Source organism: Streptomyces sp. NPDC059875 (assembly GCF_042731085.1).
Lineage (GTDB): Bacteria > Actinomycetota > Actinomycetes > Streptomycetales > Streptomycetaceae > Streptomyces.
The window spans coordinates 1-16,241 of record NZ_JBHWJZ010000068.1 but is presented as its reverse complement, the minus strand read 5'-3'; the positions used below and the strand labels follow the sequence as shown (position 1 = coordinate 16,241).

Below are 16,241 nucleotides of genomic sequence, written 5' to 3'. Positions count from 1 at the left end.
CCCCGGAACCGATCGGTTCCGGGGCGCCCCTTCTTCGTGGAGAAGTTCTCAGCGCATCTTTCCGCCGCGCGGCATCCGCATGCCCTTCGGCATCGGACCCTTCGGCACCGGCATGTTGCTCATCAGGTCGCCCATGGCGCGCAGCCGGTCGTTGGTCGTCGTCACCTGCGGCCCGGAGAGCACCCGCGGCAGCTTCAGCATCTTCGTCCGGACCTGCTTCAGCGGCACCTGGCCCTCGCCGTTGCCCACGATGATGTCGGTCACCGGGACGTCCACGACGATCCGGGCCATCTTCTTCTTCTCGGCCGCGAGCAGCGGCTTCAGCCGGTTCGGGTTGCCCTCGGCCACCAGCACGATGCCGGCCTTGCCGACCGCGCGGTGCACGACGTCCTGGCTCTTGTTCATCGCGATCGCCGGGGTCGTGGTCCAGCCGCGCCCGACGTTCTGCAGGACCGCCGCCGCCGCGCCGGGCTGGCCCTCCATCTGGCCGAAAGCCGCGCGCTCGGCACGCCGTCCGAAGACGATCGCCATCGCGAGCAGCGCCAGGATGAAGCCCAGAATGCCCAGGTAGACCGGGTGACCGATCAGGAAGCCGATCGCGAGGAGGACACCGAGTACGACGATGCCCACGCCCGCGACGACAAGCCCGACCTTGGGGTCAGCCTTTCGGGTCATCTTGTACGTGAGGGCGATCTGCTTCAGTCGCCCCTGGTTCGCAGCGTCACCGCTGCCCGTGTTTGCCTTCCTCGCCATGTCCTGAAGTTTACGTGGCCCGGGAAGCGCGGCCAGCCACGGCCTCCATCACGTGCTGGGCCTCGACCCGGTCCTTGGCCCGGCGACGGTCCTCCAGGACCGAGGTCCAGGCGTTGCGGCGGGCGGTCCGCTGGCCGCTGCCGAGCAGCAGGGCCTCGACGGCCCGCAGGGCGTCGGTGACGGACGGGATCGCGGTGGCGCGGACGTGGGTCGCGGCCTGCATGACGGGGTCCTCCCTCAAGCATGGATGAGATGAGGTGGGGGGTTGAGCGAGATGCGTCGCTCGGGGCGTGGCGGTGTGTGAAGCAAGGCTCACAGATTGGTGTTACCAGCGCGTGACCCGGTGGTCAAACACTGATGAAACGTTGATGCGTCCATGTGGAGGACCGCGGAAACCCTGACGCGGCCCGTACGACCACCCTGACCTGGGGGTGCGTACGGGCCGCGCCGGATCCGGCCATTACCGGCCGGTAACTGCTTGTGCGTGAATTCACACGGCCTGGGTGGCGTTGTCGACCGCACCGCGCTTCTCGATCGCCTGCTGGAACAGACGCCCCGCGCGGTAGGAGGAGCGGACCAGCGGGCCCGACATCACGCCGGAGAAGCCGATCTCGTCGGCCTCCTCCTTCAGCTCCACGAACTCCTGCGGCTTCACCCAGCGCTCCACCGGGTGGTGGCGCACCGACGGGCGCAGGTACTGCGTGATCGTGATCAGCTCGCAGCCGGCCGCGTGCAGCTGCTGCAGCGCCTCGCTGATCTCCTCACGGGTCTCGCCCATGCCGAGGATCAGGTTCGACTTCGTGACCAGACCGTAGTCACGGGCCTTCGTGATGACGTCCAGCGAACGCTCGTAGCGGAAGCCGGGACGGATGCGCTTGAAGATCCGCGGCACCGTCTCGACGTTGTGCGCGAAGACCTCGGGGCGGGAGGCGAAGACCTCGTCGAGGAGCTCGGGCACCGCGTTGAAGTCGGGGGCGAGCAGCTCCACCTTCGTCCGGCCGTCGGCGCGGTTCGCGGTCTGCTCGTGGATCTGGCGCACGGTCTCCGCGTACAGCCAGGCGCCGCCGTCCTCCAGGTCGTCGCGTGCGACGCCGGTGATGGTGGCGTAGTTCAGGTCCATCGTGACGACCGACTCGCCCACGCGACGCGGCTCGTCACGGTCCAGCGCCTCCGGCTTGCCCGTGTCGATCTGGCAGAAGTCGCAGCGCCGCGTGCACTGGTCACCGCCGATGAGGAAGGTGGCCTCGCGGTCCTCCCAGCACTCGAAGATGTTGGGACAGCCCGCCTCCTGGCAGACCGTGTGCAGCCCCTCGCTCTTCACGAGACTCTGCATCTTCGTGTACTCGGGGCCCATCTTCGCCCGGGTCTTGATCCACTCGGGCTTGCGCTCGATGGGGGTCTGGGCGTTACGGACCTCCAGGCGCAGCATCTTGCGTCCGTCGGGTGCGACTGCGGACACGACCGGCTCCCTGTAGCTTCGATTCTTCGGCGCACACCAGGGTACGCCCGTTGTTCATGCGGTTTTGTTTACGCCTGGGCAACCTGTGGCCAGGGCCCGGCATTCCCTAGGCGGAGACCGTCACGTCGGCACGCTCGATCTCCCGCGGCTTCGGCTCCGCGTTCTCCAGGACCTCGCGCAGATGCCTCTCCGCCACCGGCAGGACCTCCTCGATCGTGATGTCCCGGCCGAGCTCGCTCGCCAGCGAGGCCACGCCCGCGTCCCGGATCCCGCACGGGATGATCCGGTCGAACCAGGCGTTGTCCGGGTTCACGTTCAGCGCGAAGCCGTGCATCGTGACGCCCTTGGCGACGCGGATGCCGATCGCGGCGAGCTTGCGGTCCTCGCGGCGCTGGCCGGCGTTGGACGGGGCGTACTCCGGGCCGTTGAGCCGCGGATCGAACTCCGGGTCGCTCAGCCGAGGGTCGAAGTCCAGCGACAAGCCCTCCCGTCGCCCACCACCACCCTTGCCGGAAGCGCTGCGCGCAGCCCCTTCTGGATGCGACGGGCGCTCCTCCACCGGATCGCCGAGCACCCACACACCGCTGCGGCCCTCGACCCGGCTGGTCTCCACGCCGAACTCGGCGGCCGTACGGATCAGCGCCTCCTCGAGGCGGCGGACATGCGCCACGACGTCGACGGGGCGGGGCAGCTTCATGATCGGGTAGCCGACGAGCTGGCCCGGGCCGTGCCAGGTGATCTTTCCGCCGCGGTCCACGTCCACGACCGGCGTCCCGTCCAGCGGGCGCTCGCTGTCCTCCGTGCGCCGGCCCGCGGTGTACACGGGCGGGTGCTCCAGGAGCAGACAGGTGTCCTCGACCTCGTCGGCGAACCGGGCGGCGTGCACCTCGCGCTGCTTGTCCCAGGCCACCTGGTACTCGACGGCGTCCTCGCCGAAGCCCAGACGGACGAATCGCAGCTCACTCACGGCAGTGCCTCCTCCTGGGTGCCGGTGCCGGGTTCCGGGGATCCTCCCGGGGCCGGCTCGGCACCATGCGTCATTCGCGCCCATGCCACTGTACGGCCGCGCGATGGACACCGGTCCGGCAGGTGTGAGGGGGGTGTCTACGTCAGCGGCGGCCTCAATCCTCACACGATCGGATGAATGTGGGGCGAAGGAGACGGTATGGGCGCTGAGGGCCGCTAAATTCACGCCGTTCCATGAGGGTCCATACGGGCTTGCACCCGGGCCCGGAAGGCAGGAGACCGCACAGCTGATGACGGAACGACCCCCGCAGCGCATCCCGAACCGCCAGCTCGCCGCGCTCATCGCCGAAGCCGGGTTCTCCAACGCGGGCCTGGCCAGAAGGGTGGACCAGCTCGGCCTGGAGCACGGACTCGACCTGCGGTACGACAAGACCTCCGTGACCCGCTGGCTGCGCGGTCAGCAGCCGCGGGGCACCACACCCGCCCTGATCGCCGAGGTCTTCACCCGGCGCCTTGGCCGCCGCCTCTCCGCTCAGGACCTCGGTCTGGACGCCTGCTCCCCGGTCTACGCGGGCCTGGAGTTCGCGGCGACGCCCGAGGAAGCCGTCGACATCGTCAGCGGGCTGTGGCGGAAGGACTCCGGCAGCCATGTCGAGCTCCGCAAGATCGCCTTCACCCCGGCCGGGCTCGTGGTGCCGAGCCGGGACTGGCTGATCGGCCGGGCGGACGATCGGGTGGCCCGCGGGGACACGGCGGCGCCGAACGGCCGCCTCGGCCCGGACGGCCGGCTCCCGACGGACCCCCGCCCCGGCGTCGACCGTCCCGGCACCGAGGCGCGGCCGAGCCCGGACGGCGGACGGCTCGCCACCGACGCGCGCCGCCCCTCCCTCCAGGACCACCGGGTCCCGGCGCAGGGCCGGCTCTCCGTCCCCCGTCAGCGCGGCACCGACCGGGGGCCCGGCCAGCGGGTCTCCAGCGGCGACATCGCCGCCCTCCGCTCGGTCGGCGAGCTCTTCCGCACCCTCGACCACGCCTACGGCGGCGGCCACGCCCGCCAGGCCCTCGTCCGCTACCTGGAGCACGAGGCAGAGCCGATGCTGCGCGGCACGTACGGGGAGTCCGTCGGCCGCCGGCTGTTCGCCGCCGCCGCCGACCTGACGAGGCTGGCCGGCTGGACCTCGTACGACATCGCCGCCCACGGCCTGGCCCAGCGGTACTTCGTCCAGGCGCTGCGGCTGGCGCAGGCCGCGGGGGACCGCGCCTACGGCTCGTACGTCCTGATCACCATGAGCCGGCAGGCGGTGTACCTCGGCCACGGGCGCGAGGCCGTACAGCTGGCACGGGTCGCCCAGCAGGGCGTGGGCTCCGCCGCGCCGCCCGTCGTCCAGGCGCTGCTGCACGCGGTGGAGGCACGCGGGCACGGCGTGCTCGGCGAGGCGCGGGCGTGCAGCGCCTCGCTCGCCCGGGCCGAGCGGGCGCTCGAGGCCGCCCGGCCGGGCGATGACGTGCCGTACTGGGCCCGGCCCTTCGACGAGGCGCAGCTCGCCGACGAGTTCGGCCACTGCCACCGGGACCTCCAGCAGTACCGCCCGGCGGCGCAGCACGCCGAACGCTCCCTCCAGCTGCGCGCGCCCGGCTTCGCACGCAGCCGCCTCTTCTGCCGCGTGGTCCTCGCCTCGGCCCGCCTCGGCCTCGGCGAACTGGACCAGGCGTGCGCCCTGGGCGCCGAGGCGGCCCAGCAGGCCTCCGAGATGCGCTCGGCCCGCGCGCTGGAGTACGTACGGGACTTCGAGCGCCGCCTGGAGCCGTACCGCGACGCGGCGGCCGTCCGCACCTACCGCGATCGCGTGGCGGCGATCGGCTGATCCACCGGACGGCCCCCGCGCCACCGGCTATGCCGCCGCCTCCGCCGCGGTGCCCTGCGGGGCGCGGACGCCCAGGTCCGTCAGGAGGGCGTGGGCCGCGCGGTGGCCCGAGAAGAGGGCGCCCTGGACCGTGGCGGTGTCGCGATGGTCGCCGCAGACGTACAGGCCCGCGAGCAGCCGGACCGGGCGGCGATGGTCGTGGGGCGCCGGCATCGCGGGGATCGCGTCCGGGGTGTGGTGGAGGGCGAGCAGCTCCCACTCGTCCGTCGACGTCCCGTACAGGGTCGCGAGATGCTTGCGGACCCGGCGCTCGGGGTCGTCCGGCGGGGTGCCCAGGACCGTCGAGGTGACAAGCACCCGGCCCTCGGGGGCACGGGTGGGGTCGACGGCGCTCATGACCGCCGTGTGGGCGACGGGGCCTCCGGGGTCGGACTCCAGGAGCAGGACGGGGTCGGCAGCGGGCGCGGCCGGAGCGGTGTGGTGCAGCACCGTGACCGGGTGGAACGCGGGGGTCCGCAGCCCGGGCAGCAGCTCGGCGGCCGTGCGCGCGCCCGTCGCCAGGACGACCGAGCGGCAGCGGAACACCCCGTGCTCCGCCGTCGCGACCTTGTCGATCGAGAGCTCCGTGACCCGGACACCGGTACGGACCGTGCCGGGCGGCAGCGTCGCAGCCAGCAGGTCGGGCAGCGCGGCCGACCCTCCCTCCGGTACGCACAGCCGACCCCGGGCGAAGGCGCGCAGCGCCAGGTCGGCCCAGCGGCTGGAGGTCGCGAGGTCGGGGTCGCCCAACAGCGCGGCGACCAGGGGCCGCAGCACCCCCTGGACGGTACGGGCCGGCAGCCGGGCCGAAAGGGCCTCGCGCGCGGACCGCTCCGGACGGGTCAGCAACCGCTGCGCGGGCGTGGCCGCGAGGCGCGCCAGCGAGGCACCGAGGCGCGCCTGGTCGAGCGAAGCGGCCGGATGACGGGGGGCGCTCGCAAGGGCGCGCGCCACCGTGAAAGCGCCCCCCACGCCCCAGGGGGCGTGAGCCGACCCCCTCCCCGCGCCCCAGGGGGAGTTGGCCGACCCCCTCACCGCGCTTCGGACTGAGCCGGCGCCGCGGACGAAGCCGGCGCGGCTGATGGACGTCGCGCCGCGGACGGATCCTGATCCCCTGGCGGACCCCGAGCGACTCGCGGACCCCGCGCGCCAGGGCGCGGGCGGGAACGGTTCGCCGATCCTGACGTACCGGCCGTCGCTGTGCACCAGCGCTCCCGGTGCGAACGGCCGCAGCGTCACCCCGTCCAGGCCGGGCGTGCGGGACAGTTCCGCGTACGAGGCGGTCAGCAGCGGCCCGACCCGGTCGAGCCGGAAGCCGTCGATGTCGTCGGTGGCCATCCGGCCGCCGACCCGCGGTCCGGCCTCCAGGACCGTGACACCGATTCCGGCGCTGGTCAGCCGGTGGGCGGCCGCGAGCCCCGCGATCCCGGCTCCCACGACGACGACGTCCGTGACGGCGTCCGAATGACGTGCGGTACTGAGCACGTGCCCCTCCCCAGGTCGGCGCGGCTTTGGTGGGAGGCCTATGCCCCCAACCGGCCTCAGGAATGCCCGAGTTCGCATTCAGAGCCTGCCAGCCTAGGCACCGCTCCCACGGACGCCAGCAGCGCGCGGCGGGGTGCACGAAGCACGGGGTCGCACGCGCCGTGCCCCACCCCGGGTCAGGCGGCCGCGCGGATCGACTCGTCGATCGTCGGGAAGGCGAAATCGAAGCCCGACTCCAACAGGCGGCTCGGCAGCACCCGCTGACTGCCCAGCACGTCCACCGCGAACTCCCCGAGCGCGAGCCTGAGCGCCGGCGCGGGCACCGCGCAGACCGTGGGGCGGCGCAGGACGCGGCCCATCGCCGCCGTCACCTCGCGGTTGGTGACCGGGTCGGGGGCCGTCAGGTTCACCGGGCCCGAGAGGGAGTCGGTGTCGATCAGATGCCGCAGGGCCGCCACCTCGTCGTGCAGCGAGATGAAGGACCAGTACTGGCGGCCGTCGCCCATCCGGCCACCCACCCCGGCGCGGAAGATCGGGAAGAGCCGGCCCCACGCCCCGCCCTCGCCGGCCACCACCAGGCCTGTGCGGGCGTACGCGACCCGGATGCCGGCCTCCTCGGCGGGGGCCGCCGCGGCCTCCCACTCCACGCACACCGAGGGCAGGAACCCCTCGCCCGCGGGTGCGCTCTCGTCCACCGCGCGCGAGCCCGTGTCGCCGTAGTAGCCCAGCGCTGTCCCGCACACGAGGACCTTCGGCGGCTCGGCGAGCGAGGCGAGGGCCTGCGAGATCGCCGTCGTGCCGAGCACGCGGCTGTCACGGATCTCCTTCTTGTACGCCTCGCTCCAGCGGCGCTCACCGACCCCGGCGCCCGCCAGGTGCACGACCGCGTCCACGCCGACGAGCCCCGCCGCGTCCACGTACAGCCGCGCGGGGTCCCACTCGACCTCGTCGGCGGTCCGGGCGGGCCGTCGCACGAGGCGGGAGACCTGGTGGCCGTCGGCGCGCAGGGAGCGCACCAGGGCGGAGCCGATGAGTCCGGAGGCGCCGGTGACCGCGATTCGGGAGCGTTGCATGGGACCATCCTGCCCTCCTGGGGCGGGACGTGGGACAGTGGCCGACATGATCGTGCCGGAGACGTGCATACGACGGGCCGTTACCGCCGACGAGGACGCCCTCGGGGAGCTGGACCGCGCGACCTGGTCGACGCTGCACGCCGTGCAGCCCGCGCCGCAGCCCCCGTACGACCCGTTCTTCGACGAGCGGCACCGGCCCGAGGACTATCTGGTCGCGCAGCTCGGGGACGCCCTCGTCGGCTATCTGCGGCTCGTGCCGCCCACCCCGCTCGCCTGCAACACGCACGTCCGCCAGATCCAGGGGCTCGCGGTCGCCGAGAGCGCCCGCGGCCGGGGCGTGGCCCGCGCGCTGCTGCGCGCCGCGGTGGCGGAGACCCGGCGGCAGGGCGGCAGCCGGATCACCCTGCGCGTCCTCGGTCACAACAAGCCCGCCCGCGCCCTCTACGAGTCCGAGGGCTTCGCGGTCGAGGGCGTCCTGCCCGGCGAGTTCTTCCTGGGCGGGGCGTACGTCGACGACGTCCTGATGGGCCGTACGGTCACTGCCGAGGCGCCGTAGGCGCCCGAGGAGTCAACGGGGCCATCCCGCCCATCAGTTCGCGCAGACAGCGCACCGCGAGCTCGGCCGGCGCCCCCTTGCCCCGTACCGGCGCGTCCGTCTCCGCCCACGCCTCCAGGGCCACCCGGATCGCGTCCGTGGCCGCCGCCGCCGCGAGCCGTACCTCGAGCGGGTCGGCGTCCGGGCCGGCCAGCTGCGCCACCACGGCCAGCAGCTTCTCCTCCGACTCCTGGTTGACCCGGTACCAGACCGCCCTCAGCGCCGGATCCTCCGCGGCCGCCCGCAGCAGCCCGCGCGTCCAGCGCAGCCCCTCGGCGGCCTCCTCGTCGGCCGCCGCGAGCGCCTCCCTGATCGACCGCTCCAGCGCGGCCGGCACCGTCGAACCCGGCTCGGCCGCCGCGAGCGACTCCCGCCAGCGGTCCGCGCCGCCCGCCAGGAGCGGGGCGACGGCGTCCTGCTTGGAGCGGAAGTAGCGGTAGAAGGTCCGCAGCGCGACCCCGGCGCGCAGGGCGATGTCCTCGGCCGTGGTGCCGTCCGGGCCGCGCTCGGTGAAGAGCTCGGCGGCGGCCCGGGCGATGTCGAGCTGGGTGGCGGCCTTGCGGCGCTCCGTCAGGGAGGGGGGCTTGGTGCTCACCGTACGAAGGGTACGCCTCACCTCTGCCGACCCTGCATTTCATGCAACTGTGGCAAAGCGTGCCATTCAGGCGTACGGTGTCCCGTGCATCGAGAGTCTCGCCCCCGAGAGACTCGTCATCGAGAGGTCGGACAGGACATGAACCGCTACGAAGGACGCCGCGCACTGGTCACCGGTGGCGGCTCCGGCATCGGCCAGGCCACCGTGCTGCGCCTGCTCGCCGAGGGCGGCAGCGTCGTCGCCGCGGACATCAGCGAGGACGGGCTGAAGGACACCGTCGCCAAGGCGGGCGCCGCCGCGGACCGTCTGACGACCGTCGTCGTGAACGTCGCCGACGAGGCCTCCGTACGCGCGGGCGTCGCCGCTGCCGTGGAGGCGCTGGGCGGCCTGGACGTCCTGGTCAACGCGGCCGGCATCCTGCGCTCCTCGCACACCCACGAGACGAGCCTCGACTCCTTCGAGCGGGTCGTCCGGGTCAACCTGACCGGCACCTTCCTGGTGATCCGCGAGGCCGTCCCGGCCCTCCTGGCGGGCAACGGCTCCGCGGTGGTCAACTTCTCCTCCACCTCGGCGATGTTCGCCCACCCCTACATGGCGGCCTACGCGGCCAGCAAGGGCGGCATCCAGTCCATGACCCACGCGCTCGCCGCCGAGTACGCCAAGCAGGGCATCCGCTTCACCGCCGTCCAGCCCGGCTCCATCTCCTCCGGCATGACCGACGGCACCGGCGCCAGCCGTCAGTCCGTCGGCCCCGGCCTGCCGGAGGACGCCGACTTCGGCCTCTTCATGAAGCTCGCCCCCGCCCTCGGCGAGGGCTTCGCCGGACCCGAGACCGTCGCCGGTGTCGTGGCGATGCTCGCCTCCGAGGACGGGAAGTTCATCACCGGCACCGAGGTCCGCATCGACGGCGGGACCCACTTCTGACGTCGTCCCTCGCCGCGTGCATCGTTCACGGCCGTACGGCCGTCGACATGATCCTCGGTCAGGTGAACCCCGAGCTCCGGCTCGGCTGGGCCGGTACGGACCCGGGGTGGGGACGGCCCCCGGGTCCGTACCTCATTCGGTGTTCGGTCCTACGCGCCGAAGCGTTCCCACAGCCGCGGGAAGCGCCCCGCGAGCACCGCGTCGTCCTCCAGGTCGAACGCCACGCCCTCCGGCTCCGCCGACTGCGGCGGGATCCCCAGGTCCGGCGCCTCGATGCCGGTCAGCTGCTCGTACGCCTCGTCGGCGGCGAACCCCAGCTCCTCGCCGTCCCCGTCGATCTCCTCGTCGAACTCCACGAGCAGCTCGGCCAGAGCGTCGGGCTCGTGCACCGCGCCCTCGAACACCTCCCGGCCCTGTCCGATCAGCCAGCAGCGGAAGTAGTCGAAGACGTCGTCGCTCGCGCCGTCGAGCAGCACCGCCGCCGCGCCCCACAGATCCCAGCGGTAGGCGCGGTTGTAACGGGCCTCGAAATGGCGGGCGAAGTCGAGCACGGAGTCGGGGTCGAGCTGCAACAGCCGCTCGACGAGCAGGTCGGCGTGTTCCTCGGGGTCGCCCTCGGCGGCCTCGCGGGTGGAGTCGATGATCTCCCAGAACTCCGTCTCGTCCATCACGGACCAAGCATCGACCTTGGGGGAGGGCGACGCACCCGGAAACAGCCAAAATGAAACCGGACAGGAGATGTCGTACTTTCCTGTCACGCTCGTTCCATGACGACGGAGACGAAGCCGCTGAGCGGCAGGATCGCACTGGTAGCGGGCGCCACACGGGGCGCGGGACGGGCCATCGCCGTACAGCTGGGCGCGGCGGGCGCCACCGTGTACGTGACCGGGCGCACCACCCGGGAGAAGGTCAGCGAGGTCGGCCGCGCGACCGAGACCATCGAGGAGACGGCCGAGCTGGTGACGGCGGCCGGCGGCGAGGGCATCGCCGTGCCCACCGACCATCTGGAGATCGAGCAGGTCCGGACGCTCGTCGAGCGGATCGACGCGGAGCGCGGCCGCCTCGACATCCTGGTCAACGACGTGTGGGGCGGCGAGCACCTCATCAAGTTCGGCGACAAGTTCTGGGAGACCGACCTCGACGGCGGCCTGCGCATGCTCGAGCTCGGCGTGAAGACGCACGCCATCACCTCCCGGCTGGCCGTGCCACTGCTCGTGCGGAACCCCGGCGGTCTCGTCATCGAGGTCACCGACGGCACGGCCGAGTACAACAACACCCGCTTCCGCGAGAACCTCTTCTACGACCTGGCCAAGAACGCCCCGATCCGGATGGCCTTCGGCCTCGCCAAGGACCTGAAGGAGGTCGGCTGCACGGCCGTCGCGCTCACCCCCGGCTGGCTGCGCTCCGAACAGATGCTGGACCACTTCGGGGTGACCGAGGCGAACTGGCGCGACGCGACCGAGAAGCTTCCCGACTTCGCGGTCGCCGAGTCCCCGGTGTACGTCGGCCGCGCGGTCGCCGCCCTCGCCGCCGACCCCGACCGGGCGCGCTGGAACGGGCAGTCGCTCTCCAGCGGCCAGCTCGCCAAGGAGTACGGCTTCAGGGACGCCGACGGTTCGCAGCCCGACGCCTGGGGCTTCATCATCGCCAAGGAGACGGATCAGGACGTGGACGTGGCCGACTACCGGTAGAGCGCCGACAGGCCCTCGGCCGCAGCCGCGAAACGGGACCGCAGCGACTCGGGCCGGAGCACCTCCGCCTCCGGGCCGAGCGCGAGCAGCTGACTGAAGGCGACCTCCTCGTTCTCCACGAGGAGCGTCGCCGTCGTCCGGCCCTCGCCGTCCGTCGAACCGCCCGCCAGCGCCTCCTCGGCAGCCGCGCGGTCCGTCACGTACGGCAGCCGGCGCGCCCCCGCCTCCGAGAGCCGCAGCACGACCTCGGCGCGCAGGATCGAGCGGGCGAACTCCGACGCACGCTCGGCCCAGAAAGCCGGCAGGTCGAACGCCTCGTCCCGTACGAAGCGTTCCTCGCCGAGCGCGACCGCCGCGAAGCGGTCCACCCGGTACGTACGGAAAGCCGTACCGGACCGTGCGCACAGGTACCAGACGCCCGCCTTCAGGACGAGGCCGTACGGCGCGAGCTGCCGCTCCACCTCGCGGTCCCCGCGGCCGTAGCGGGCCGAGATCATCCGGTCGTCCCAGACCGCCTCCGCGATCGGCGCGAGGAACGACGGCGTCTCGGGCTCCTGGTACCACCCCGGCGCGTCCAGCAGAAAGCGCTGCGCTGCCGACTCCGGGGCGTCGCGCAGCGAGGGCAGCAGCGCGGCCGACACCTTCAGCCGGGCCGCCGAGGCCGCGTCCTCGAGCCCCATGTCCCGCAGCGCGCCCGGCAGTCCGGACAGGAACAGCGCCTCGGCCTCGCCGCGCGCCAGGCCCGTCAGCCGCGTGCGGTATCCGCCGATCAGCCGGTACCCGCCCGCCCGACCCCGGTCCGCGTACACCGGAACCCCCGCCTCGGAGAGGGCGAGGGCATCGCGGGTGATGGTCCGCTCGGACACCTCCAGCTCCGCGGCCAGTTCGGCCGCCGTCATCGACGGACGGGACTGGAGCAGAAGGACCATCTTGATCAGCCGGGCGGCACGCATGACCCCATCATGCGTGCCGCCACCGACAGTCGGACCTCGTCAGAGGCCGTAGCGCTCGCGCGCCTCCTTCACGGCCGAGGCCGGGACCTCGCCGCGCCGCGCCAGCTGGGCGAGGGCCGCGACGACGATCGACTGCGCGTCGACACCGAAGTGGCGGCGGGCCGCGTCACGGGTGTCGGACAGGCCGAAGCCGTCCGCACCGAGCGAGGACCAGTCCTGCTCGACCCACTGGGCGATCTGGTCCGGGACCTGACGCATGTAGTCGGACACCGCGAGGACCGGGGACTCCACGCCCTCCAGCGCCTGGCGGATGTACGGGACCTGCTCCTCGCCGCGCAGCAGCGCCGCGTCGGCCTCCAGCGCGTCGCGCCGCAGCTCCGTCCAGGAGGTCGCGGACCACACGTCGGCGCCCACGCCCCACTCGGCGGCGAGCAGCTTCTGCGCCTCCAGGGCCCAGTGGATGGCCGTACCGGAGGAGAGCAGCTGGATCCGCGAGGAGTTCGCGGGGAGCTCCAGGCCGGCCGACTCCGCCGTGTTGAAGCGGTACAGGCCCTTGATGATGCCCTCGTCGACCCCGGCCGGCTTGGCCGGCTGCGGCATCGGCTCGTTGTAGACCGTGAGGTAGTAGAAGACGTTCTGGTCCTCGCCCTCGGCAGCCTCGCCGTACATCCGGCGCAGACCCTCCTTGACGATCGCCGCGACCTCGTAGGCGAACGCCGGGTCGTACGTCAGGGCCGCCGGGTTGGTGGCCGCGATCATCGGGGAGTGGCCGTCCGCGTGCTGCAGGCCCTCACCGGTCAGGGTCGTACGACCGGCCGTCGCGCCGACGAGGAAGCCGCGGCCGAGCTGGTCGCCGAGCTGCCACATCTGGTCGGCGGTGCGCTGCCAGCCGAACATCGAGTAGAAGATGTAGAAGGGGATCATCGCCTCGCCGTGCGTCGCGTACGACGACGAAGCGGCGATGAAGTCCGCCATCGAGCCGGCCTCGGTGATCCCCTCGTTGAGGATCTGGCCGTTGACGGCCTCCTTGTAGTACATCAGCTGGTCGCGGTCGACCGGCTCGTACGTCTGCCCCTTCGGCGAGTAGATGCCGAGCGACGGGAACAGCGACTCCATACCGAAGGTACGGGCCTCGTCCGGGACGATCGGGACCCAGCGCTTGCCGGTCTCCTTGTCGCGGATCAGGTCCTTCACGAGGCGGACGAACGCCATCGTGGTCGCCATCGACTGCGAGCCGGAGCCCTTGTCGAAGGCGGCGAAGGCCTTCTCGGCCGGGGCCGGCAGCGGGGCGGGCGGCTGGGTGCGGCGGGCCGGGGCCGGGCCGCCGAGGGCCGCGCGGCGCTCCTGGAGGTAGCGGACCTCGGGGGAGTCGGCGCCGGGGTGGCCGTAGGGCACCACGCCGTCGACGAACTGCGCGTCCGAGATCGGCAGGTCGAGCAGGTCGCGCATGTTCTTGAACTCGTCCACCGAGAGCTTCTTCATCTGGTGGTTCGCGTTCTTGGAGGCGAAGCCCTCGCCGAGGGTGAAGCCCTTGACGGTCTGCGCGAGGACGACCGTCGGCGCGCCCTTGAACTCCAGCGCGGCCTTGTACGCGGCGTACACCTTGCGCGGCTCGTGGCCACCGCGGGAGAGGTGGAAGCACTCCAGGATCTTGTCGTCGCTCAGCAGCTGACCCATCGCGACGAGCGCCGGATCGGAGCCGAAGAAGTCCTGGCGGATGTAGGCGGCGTCGCGGGTCTGGTACGTCTGGACCTGCGCGTCCGGGACCTCGCGGAGGCGGCGGACGAGGGCGCCGGTGGTGTCGAGCGCGAACAGCTCGTCCCAGGCGCCGCCCCACAGCGACTTCACGACGTTCCAGCCGGCGCCGCGGAACTGGGCCTCCAGCTCCTGCACGATCTTGAAGTTGGCGCGGACCGGGCCGTCGAGGCGCTGCAGGTTGCAGTTGATGACGAAGGTCAGGTTGTCCAGACCCTCGCGGGCGGCCAGTGCGAGTGCCGCGGTCGACTCGGGCTCGTCCATCTCGCCGTCACCGAGGAACGCCCACACGTGCGAGGACGAGACGTCCTTGATGCCGCGGTTGGTGAGGTAGCGGTTGAAGCGCGCCTGGTAGATGGCGGAGAGCGGGCCCAGACCCATGGAGACGGTCGGGAACTCCCACAGCCAGGGGAGGCGGCGCGGGTGCGGGTAGGAGGGGAGGCCGTTGCCGCCCGACTCCTGCCGGAAGTTGTCGAGGTGCGCCTCGGTGAGGCGGCCGTCGAGGAAGGCGCGGGCGTAGATGCCGGGGGAGGCGTGGCCCTGGATGTAGAGCTGGTCGCCGGAACCGGCGGCGTCCCCGGACTCCTTGCCCTTGAAGAAGTGGTTGAAGCCGGTCTCGTAGAGCCAGGCCGCGGAGGCGAAGGTGGCGATGTGGCCGCCGACGCCGTGCTTGGCACCGCGGGTGACCATGGCGGCCGCGTTCCAGCGGTTCCAGGCGGTGATCCTCCGCTCCATCTCCTCGTCGCCGTCGATGACGGGCTCCGCGGAGGTGGGGATGGAGTTGACGTAGTCCGTCTCCAGCAGCTTGGGCAGGGCGAGGCCCGCGCCTTCGGCGTGCTGGAGCGTGCGGCGCATCAGGTAGGCGGCCCGGTGGGGGCCGGCGGCCTTGGTGACGGCGTCCAGGGAGGCCGCCCACTCGGCGGTCTCCTCGGTGTCACGGTCCGGGAGCTGGTCGAGCTCGCTCGGAATCTTGCCTACGGGATCGGTCATGATCGCCGCCTTCCGGACAGGTGGGGGTGGAGAAGGGGTGCCTTGTCTGGCAGGACAGGGCGAAGGGCCGGGGTGCGGCCCGCCGAAGACTGTAAGCCGCCGATCGATGATCGATCAAAGGGTTGAAGGGGAAAACCTCTTCAGATCGACAAAGTCGGCACAGGGTGCCGCGAAAGTGGGCACCCGGTGCCTTGTTTTCGCAGGTGGGGGACCGGATGAGGGCGGGCTCGCACGAATGAGCGGGCCCCCTCGGTGGGGGCCCGCTCATCGGGTACAGGATGATTCAGGCCGGCTTCGGGCTTGCCGGGGCGTGCTTCAGGCCCTGGGCGCGCAGCCGAGGACGTGGGCCTTGACCAGGGCGCCGATGTTCGGGTCGCCGCGGCGGAAGGCCTCCACGAGCTCCTGGTGCTCCTCCGCGTACGACTTCTGGACCGTGCCCAGCCAGCGGATCGACAGCGCCGTGAACACCTCGATGCCCAGGCCCTCCCAGGTGTGCAGCAGGACGCTGTTCCCGGCCGCCTTCACCAGCTCCCGGTGGAAGGCCACCGTGTGCCGTACCTGCGCCGTCCCGTCGGCCGTCCGGTCCGCCTCGTACAGGGCCGCCACATGTGGCTCCAGGGTCGAGCAGTCGGCCGCGAGACGCGTCGCCGCCAGCTCCGCCGCGATCTGCTCCAGACCGGCCCGAACCGGGTAGCTCTCCTCCAGGTCGGCCGCGGTGAGGTTCCGCACCCGTACACCCTTGTTGGGCGACGACTCGATCAGCCGCAGCGACTCCAGCTCGCGCAGCGCCTCGCGCACCGGCGTCTGGCTGACTTCCAGTTCGGTCGCGATCCGGCGCTCGACGATCCGCTCGCCCGGCTTCCAGCGACCGCTGACGATGCCCTCCACGATGTGCTCGCGGATCTGTTCGCGCAGCGAGTGGACGACGGGCACGCTCATGAAGCCGCTCCTTAGGGACGCGTTGACACTCAAGACAATACGGCGGCGCCCCCCCCCCCCCCCCCCAACCCCGGGGGGGGGGGGCCCGGGGGCGGGGTTTGTTGGAAACCCCCCGGCGCCCGCGACGGACGACCACCCCCCCCCCACAACCCCCCCCCC

15 protein-coding genes are annotated in these 16,241 nt (G+C 72.3%); 4 read left to right on the top strand and 11 right to left on the bottom strand.

The genetic code is table 11. From position 1 onward, the window contains the following. Positions 1-48: 48 nt before the first annotated feature. The 4 genes from ACFV9D_RS38170 to lipB all read right to left on the bottom strand — a co-directional run bounded on the left by ACFV9D_RS38170 (position 49) and on the right by lipB (position 3,179). A complete protein-coding gene (locus ACFV9D_RS38170) occupies positions 49-753 on the bottom strand; it encodes a DUF4191 domain-containing protein (protein WP_385157463.1) in 705 nt (234 codons plus the stop codon). Between the two features lie 10 nt (positions 754-763). Beyond that, positions 764-976 (bottom strand): hypothetical protein, encoded by a 213-nt coding sequence (locus tag ACFV9D_RS38165; protein WP_327376805.1) that lies wholly within the window; start codon positions 974-976, stop codon positions 764-766. A 267-nt stretch (positions 977-1,243) separates the two neighbouring features. Next, on the bottom strand, positions 1,244-2,212 hold the full coding sequence (lipA, locus tag ACFV9D_RS38160; protein WP_385157460.1) for a lipoyl synthase: 969 nt from the start codon (positions 2,210-2,212) through the stop codon (positions 1,244-1,246). Between the two features lie 106 nt (positions 2,213-2,318). Then, on the bottom strand, positions 2,319-3,179 hold the full coding sequence (lipB, locus tag ACFV9D_RS38155) for a lipoyl(octanoyl) transferase LipB (RefSeq protein WP_385157457.1): 861 nt from the start codon (positions 3,177-3,179) through the stop codon (positions 2,319-2,321). A 289-nt stretch (positions 3,180-3,468) separates the two neighbouring features. Between lipB and ACFV9D_RS38150 the strand changes: the two genes are divergently transcribed. Next, a complete protein-coding gene (locus tag ACFV9D_RS38150; RefSeq protein ID WP_385157454.1) occupies positions 3,469-5,043 on the top strand; it encodes a regulator in 1,575 nt (524 codons plus the stop codon). Between the two features lie 27 nt (positions 5,044-5,070). Here ACFV9D_RS38150 and ACFV9D_RS38145 read toward each other — a convergent pair whose 3' ends face one another. Both ACFV9D_RS38145 and ACFV9D_RS38140 read right to left on the bottom strand, forming a co-directional pair. Further along, positions 5,071-6,567, bottom strand: a complete 1,497-nt coding sequence (locus tag ACFV9D_RS38145) for an NAD(P)/FAD-dependent oxidoreductase (protein WP_385157451.1) — start codon at positions 6,565-6,567, stop codon at positions 5,071-5,073. A 176-nt stretch (positions 6,568-6,743) separates the two neighbouring features. Continuing rightward, positions 6,744-7,640 carry a TIGR01777 family oxidoreductase gene (locus ACFV9D_RS38140; RefSeq protein ID WP_385157448.1) on the bottom strand — a complete coding sequence of 299 codons (897 nt, stop codon included), beginning with the start codon at positions 7,638-7,640 and terminating at the stop codon, positions 6,744-6,746. A gap of 46 nt (positions 7,641-7,686) precedes the next feature. Between ACFV9D_RS38140 and ACFV9D_RS38135 the strand changes: the two genes are divergently transcribed. Then, a complete protein-coding gene (locus ACFV9D_RS38135; protein WP_385157445.1) occupies positions 7,687-8,196 on the top strand; it encodes a GNAT family N-acetyltransferase in 510 nt (169 codons plus the stop codon). Here ACFV9D_RS38135 and ACFV9D_RS38130 read toward each other — a convergent pair. Further along, a complete protein-coding gene (locus tag ACFV9D_RS38130) occupies positions 8,177-8,830 on the bottom strand; it encodes a TetR/AcrR family transcriptional regulator (RefSeq protein WP_385157442.1) in 654 nt (217 codons plus the stop codon). The two genes, ACFV9D_RS38135 and ACFV9D_RS38130, sit on opposite strands and share 20 nt — an antisense overlap. Before the next feature lie 138 nt (positions 8,831-8,968). On the opposite strand from ACFV9D_RS38130, the gene ACFV9D_RS38125 reads away from it, so the two are divergent. Beyond that, positions 8,969-9,754, top strand: a complete 786-nt coding sequence (locus ACFV9D_RS38125) for an SDR family NAD(P)-dependent oxidoreductase (protein ID WP_385157439.1) — start codon at positions 8,969-8,971, stop codon at positions 9,752-9,754. A 149-nt stretch (positions 9,755-9,903) separates the two neighbouring features. Here the strand turns inward: ACFV9D_RS38125 and ACFV9D_RS38120 are convergent, their stop codons facing one another. Beyond that, on the bottom strand, positions 9,904-10,422 hold the full coding sequence (locus ACFV9D_RS38120) for a DUF4240 domain-containing protein (RefSeq protein WP_385157466.1): 519 nt from the start codon (positions 10,420-10,422) through the stop codon (positions 9,904-9,906). Positions 10,423-10,521: 99 nt separating this feature from the next. On the opposite strand from ACFV9D_RS38120, the gene ACFV9D_RS38115 reads away from it, so the two are divergent. Beyond that, positions 10,522-11,445 (top strand): SDR family oxidoreductase, encoded by a 924-nt coding sequence (locus tag ACFV9D_RS38115; RefSeq protein WP_385157436.1) that lies wholly within the window; start codon positions 10,522-10,524, stop codon positions 11,443-11,445. Here ACFV9D_RS38115 and ACFV9D_RS38110 read toward each other — a convergent pair. From ACFV9D_RS38110 to ACFV9D_RS38100, 3 genes are all read right to left on the bottom strand, one after another. Further along, positions 11,436-12,398, bottom strand: coding sequence for a helix-turn-helix transcriptional regulator (locus ACFV9D_RS38110; RefSeq protein ID WP_385157433.1), 963 nt, complete (start codon positions 12,396-12,398; stop codon positions 11,436-11,438). The genes ACFV9D_RS38115 and ACFV9D_RS38110 overlap by 10 nt on opposite strands. Positions 12,399-12,437: 39 nt before the next feature. Then, the gene (gene aceE / locus ACFV9D_RS38105) at positions 12,438-15,143 is read right to left on the bottom strand and encodes a pyruvate dehydrogenase (acetyl-transferring), homodimeric type (protein ID WP_385157430.1); all 2,706 of its coding nucleotides are present in this window, start codon (positions 15,141-15,143) and stop codon (positions 12,438-12,440) included. A 315-nt stretch (positions 15,144-15,458) separates the two neighbouring features. Then, positions 15,459-16,082 (bottom strand): GntR family transcriptional regulator, encoded by a 624-nt coding sequence (locus ACFV9D_RS38100; protein ID WP_385157427.1) that lies wholly within the window; start codon positions 16,080-16,082, stop codon positions 15,459-15,461. Between the last annotated feature and the right edge of the window lie 159 nt (positions 16,083-16,241).

Excerpts from the sequence above, each read along its gene's own strand:
- ACFV9D_RS38170 (WP_385157463.1), bottom strand. The coding sequence starts at position 753 with ATGGCGAGGAAGGCAAACACGGGCAGCGGTGACGCTGCGAACCAGGGG.
- ACFV9D_RS38165 (WP_327376805.1), bottom strand. The coding sequence starts at position 976 with ATGCAGGCCGCGACCCACGTCCGCGCCACCGCGATCCCGTCCGTCACC.
- ACFV9D_RS38150 (WP_385157454.1), top strand. The coding sequence starts at position 3,469 with ATGACGGAACGACCCCCGCAGCGCATCCCGAACCGCCAGCTCGCCGCG.
- ACFV9D_RS38140 (WP_385157448.1), bottom strand. The coding sequence starts at position 7,640 with ATGCAACGCTCCCGAATCGCGGTCACCGGCGCCTCCGGACTCATCGGC.
- ACFV9D_RS38135 (WP_385157445.1), top strand. The coding sequence starts at position 7,687 with ATGATCGTGCCGGAGACGTGCATACGACGGGCCGTTACCGCCGACGAG.
- ACFV9D_RS38125 (WP_385157439.1), top strand. The coding sequence starts at position 8,969 with ATGAACCGCTACGAAGGACGCCGCGCACTGGTCACCGGTGGCGGCTCC.
- ACFV9D_RS38120 (WP_385157466.1), bottom strand. The coding sequence starts at position 10,422 with ATGGACGAGACGGAGTTCTGGGAGATCATCGACTCCACCCGCGAGGCC.
- ACFV9D_RS38115 (WP_385157436.1), top strand. The coding sequence starts at position 10,522 with ATGACGACGGAGACGAAGCCGCTGAGCGGCAGGATCGCACTGGTAGCG.
- ACFV9D_RS38110 (WP_385157433.1), bottom strand. The coding sequence starts at position 12,398 with ATGCGTGCCGCCCGGCTGATCAAGATGGTCCTTCTGCTCCAGTCCCGT.
- aceE (WP_385157430.1), bottom strand. The coding sequence starts at position 15,143 with ATGACCGATCCCGTAGGCAAGATTCCGAGCGAGCTCGACCAGCTCCCG.
- ACFV9D_RS38100 (WP_385157427.1), bottom strand. The coding sequence starts at position 16,082 with ATGAGCGTGCCCGTCGTCCACTCGCTGCGCGAACAGATCCGCGAGCAC.